Source organism: Bradyrhizobium sp. Leo170 (assembly GCF_004296405.1).
Classification (GTDB): Bacteria; Pseudomonadota; Alphaproteobacteria; order Rhizobiales; family Xanthobacteraceae; genus Bradyrhizobium.
On record NZ_PSRR01000559.1, the window covers coordinates 1 to 3102 of the forward strand.

General features: G+C 63.7%; 3 protein-coding genes. 2 read left to right on the plus strand and 1 reads right to left on the minus strand.

Annotated features, from left to right (window positions below):
* Positions 1-64: 64 nt before the first annotated feature.
* Positions 65-1201 (minus strand): alpha-hydroxy acid oxidase, encoded by a 1137-nt coding sequence (locus tag CWO89_RS42355; RefSeq protein WP_028163858.1) that lies wholly within the window; start codon positions 1199-1201, stop codon positions 65-67.
* A 105-nt stretch (positions 1202-1306) separates the two neighbouring features.
* Between CWO89_RS42355 and CWO89_RS46550 the strand changes: the two genes are divergently transcribed.
* Together CWO89_RS46550 and glmM are read left to right on the plus strand one after the other, a co-directional pair.
* Positions 1307-1471 (plus strand): hypothetical protein, encoded by a 165-nt coding sequence (locus CWO89_RS46550; protein ID WP_165421574.1) that lies wholly within the window; start codon positions 1307-1309, stop codon positions 1469-1471.
* Between the two features lie 216 nt (positions 1472-1687).
* Positions 1688-3040: a phosphoglucosamine mutase gene (gene glmM / locus CWO89_RS42360; protein WP_130584143.1), complete on the plus strand. Its 1353-nt coding sequence runs from the start codon at positions 1688-1690 to the stop codon at positions 3038-3040.
* Positions 3041-3102 lie beyond the last annotated feature (62 nt).

Consider the following 3102-nt stretch of genomic DNA (forward strand, 5'->3'; position numbering starts at 1 on the left):
GTCGCGCATTGCATGCGCGCCACCTTCTCCCACAAGGGGAGAAGGGAGGAGGGAGGCGGACCCCTTAGACCGCCAGCACCTTGTCGTCGATCTCTGCGATCGTGTTGACGCCGCACAGGCCCATGGTCGTCAGCAGTTCCTTCGCCAGCACGTTGATGGCTTCGGTGACGCCGGCCTGTCCGCCGGCGCCGAGACCGTAGGCATAGGCGCGGCCGATCATGCAGGACTTCGCGCCGAGCGCGAGCGCACGCATCACGTCCATGCCAGTGCGGATGCCGCCGTCGAACATGACTTCAACCTGCGAGCCAACGGCGTCCACGATCTCCGGCAGCACCTCGATCGAGGAGGGGGCGCCGTCGAGTTGGCGGCCGCCATGGTTGGAGACCACGATCGCCTGCGCGCCGGTCTTGGCCGCGATCTCCGCGTCCTCGACGTCGAGGATGCCCTTGAGGATCAGCTTGCCTGGCCAGATGCTGCGGATCCAGTCGATGTCTTTCCAGTTCAGCGAAGTGTCGAACTGCGAATTGATCCAGGTCGAGAGCGAGGTGATGTCCTGGTCGATCTTGAGATGGCCCGCCAGATTGCCGAAGGTGCGGCGCTTGCCGCGCAGCACGCCGGAGACCCAGGCCGGCTTGGTGGCGAAATCGATCAGTTTCGACAGCGACCATTCCGGCGGCACTGTCATCCCGTTCTTGATGTCCTGGTGCCGCTGGCCGATCACCTGCAGGTCGACGGTCAGGACCAGCGCGCTGCACCTGGCGGCGATCGCGCGCTCGATCAGCGCCTTGATGAAGCCGCGGTCCTTCATGACGTAGAGCTGGAACCAGAACGGCTTGTCGACGGCGGCCGCAATGTCTTCGATCGAGCAGATCGACATCGTGCTCTGGGTGAACGGAATCCCGGCGGCCTGTGCGGCGCGGCAGGCATAGATCTCGCCGTCGCCATGCTGCATGCCGAGCAGGCCGACGGGGGCGAGGATCAGCGGCATCGCGGCCGGCTCGCCCAGGATCGTGGTCCTGAGGTCGCGCTTGGAGACGTCAACCAGGATGCGCTGGCGGAATTTGATCTGCTGAAGATCCTCGCTGTTGGCGCGCAGCGTGTCCTCGGTATAGGAGCCGCGGTCGGCATAGTCGAAAAATGCCTTCGGCACGCGGCGCTTGTGTAGCTGGCGCAGATCTTCGATGCAGGTGATGTGCTTCATGGACGCTCCCGGCCCGTCTTGTATTTCGCGAATGCGCCGTCATCTAGCATGGTTGGATCATCTGCCAAATCACTCCGCCGAACTCCGACCCAGCAGGAGGCCACCATGACCGGATCGACCCCCAAGCCGAAAGATGCCGAGAGCGAAAAGCGCTCGCTTGAGGAGTCCCTGGAGGAGGGATTGGAGGAGACTTTTCCGGCCTCCGACCCCGTCAATGTGACCCAGCCGCCGCCGTCCAAGGACGACCATCACATCCTCCGCAAGCGCTAGAGTCGCTGCTGGCCGCTGTCCGCAGGAACCCCGGCCTCCGAAATATACATTATTTTACAATATATTAACCTAAACTCTTGCCTTCGGGCGATGGTAATGATTCATCATATATTTTGAAGCCGCCTTGGCGGCTGACGCATTATAACGCCTGCATGGTGGCGTTTCGGGCTTCTCGCTGAGGTGGCTGGAGAAGCTCAAGCCTTACTTGGGGGTGATATGAGCCGTAAATATTTCGGGACCGACGGGATTCGTGGCCGTGCCAATGGTCTGATTACGCCGGAACTCGCCCTCAAGGTGGGGCAGGCGGCCGGCCTGGTGTTTCAGCGCGGCGACCATCGCCATCGCGTGGTGATCGGCAAGGACACGCGGCTCTCCGGCTACATGATCGAATATGCCATGGTCGCGGGCTTCACCTCGGTCGGCATGGACGTGCTGCTGCTCGGCCCGATGCCGACGCCGGCGGTCGCGATGCTCACCAAGTCGATGCGCGCCGATCTCGGCGTGATGATCTCAGCCTCGCACAATCTGTTCGAGGACAACGGCATCAAGCTGTTCGGGCCGCAAGGCTTCAAGCTTTCCGACGACGTCGAGAAGCAGATCGAGCAACTGCTCGACGAGCCGATCGAGCGGAGGCTCGCGCAGAGCGCGAGCCTCGGCCGCGCCCGCCGCATCGACGGCGTCCATGACCGCTACATCGAATTCGCCAAGCGCACGCTGCCGCGCGAATTGAGCCTCGACGGCCTGCGCGTCGTGATCGATTGCGCCAATGGCGCCGCCTACAAGGTGGTGCCGGAAGCGCTGTGGGAGCTTGGCGCCGACGTCGTGCAGATCGGGGTCGAGCCCGACGGCTTCAACATCAACAAGGAATGCGGCTCCACGGCACCGGAAACGCTGGCGAAGAAGGTGCGCGAGATGCGCGCCGATATCGGCATTGCGCTCGATGGCGACGCCGATCGCGTGATCCTGGTCGACGAGCGCGGTCACGTGGTCGACGGCGATCAGTTGCTCGCGGTGATCGCGCAGAGCTGGAAGGAAGAGGGCCGGCTCGCCAAGCCCGGCATCGTCACCACCGTGATGTCCAATCTCGGGCTCGAACGTTTCCTGCAGGGCATTGGGCTCGACATGGTGCGCACGCCAGTCGGCGACCGCTATGTGCTCGAGCGGATGCTGAGCGATGGCTACAATCTCGGCGGCGAGCCGTCCGGCCACATCATCCTTTCCGACTATGCCACCACGGGCGACGGCTTCGTCGCCGCGCTGCAGGTGCTTGCTGTGGTGCAAAAGCTCCGCCGCCCGGTGTCGGAAGTCTGCCATCGCTTCGATCCGCTGCCGCAGATCCTGAAGAACGTGCGTTATCGCAGCGGCAAGCCGCTGGATGATGTCGAGGTCAAGTCTGCCATCGTCGACGGCGAGAAGCGGCTCAACGGTCACGGCCGCCTCTTGGTCCGTTCCTCCGGCACAGAGCCGGTGATCCGCGTGATGGGCGAGGGCGACGACCGCCTCCTGGTCGAGGAAGTCGTCGATCACATCGTCTCCGCACTCGGCCATGCCGCCGCGGCTGCGGCGTGACGCTCGATATTTGTTGGACGCAAGAAGCGAGCCCCGATGCACCTCGCCCCGCCTGCGGCTAT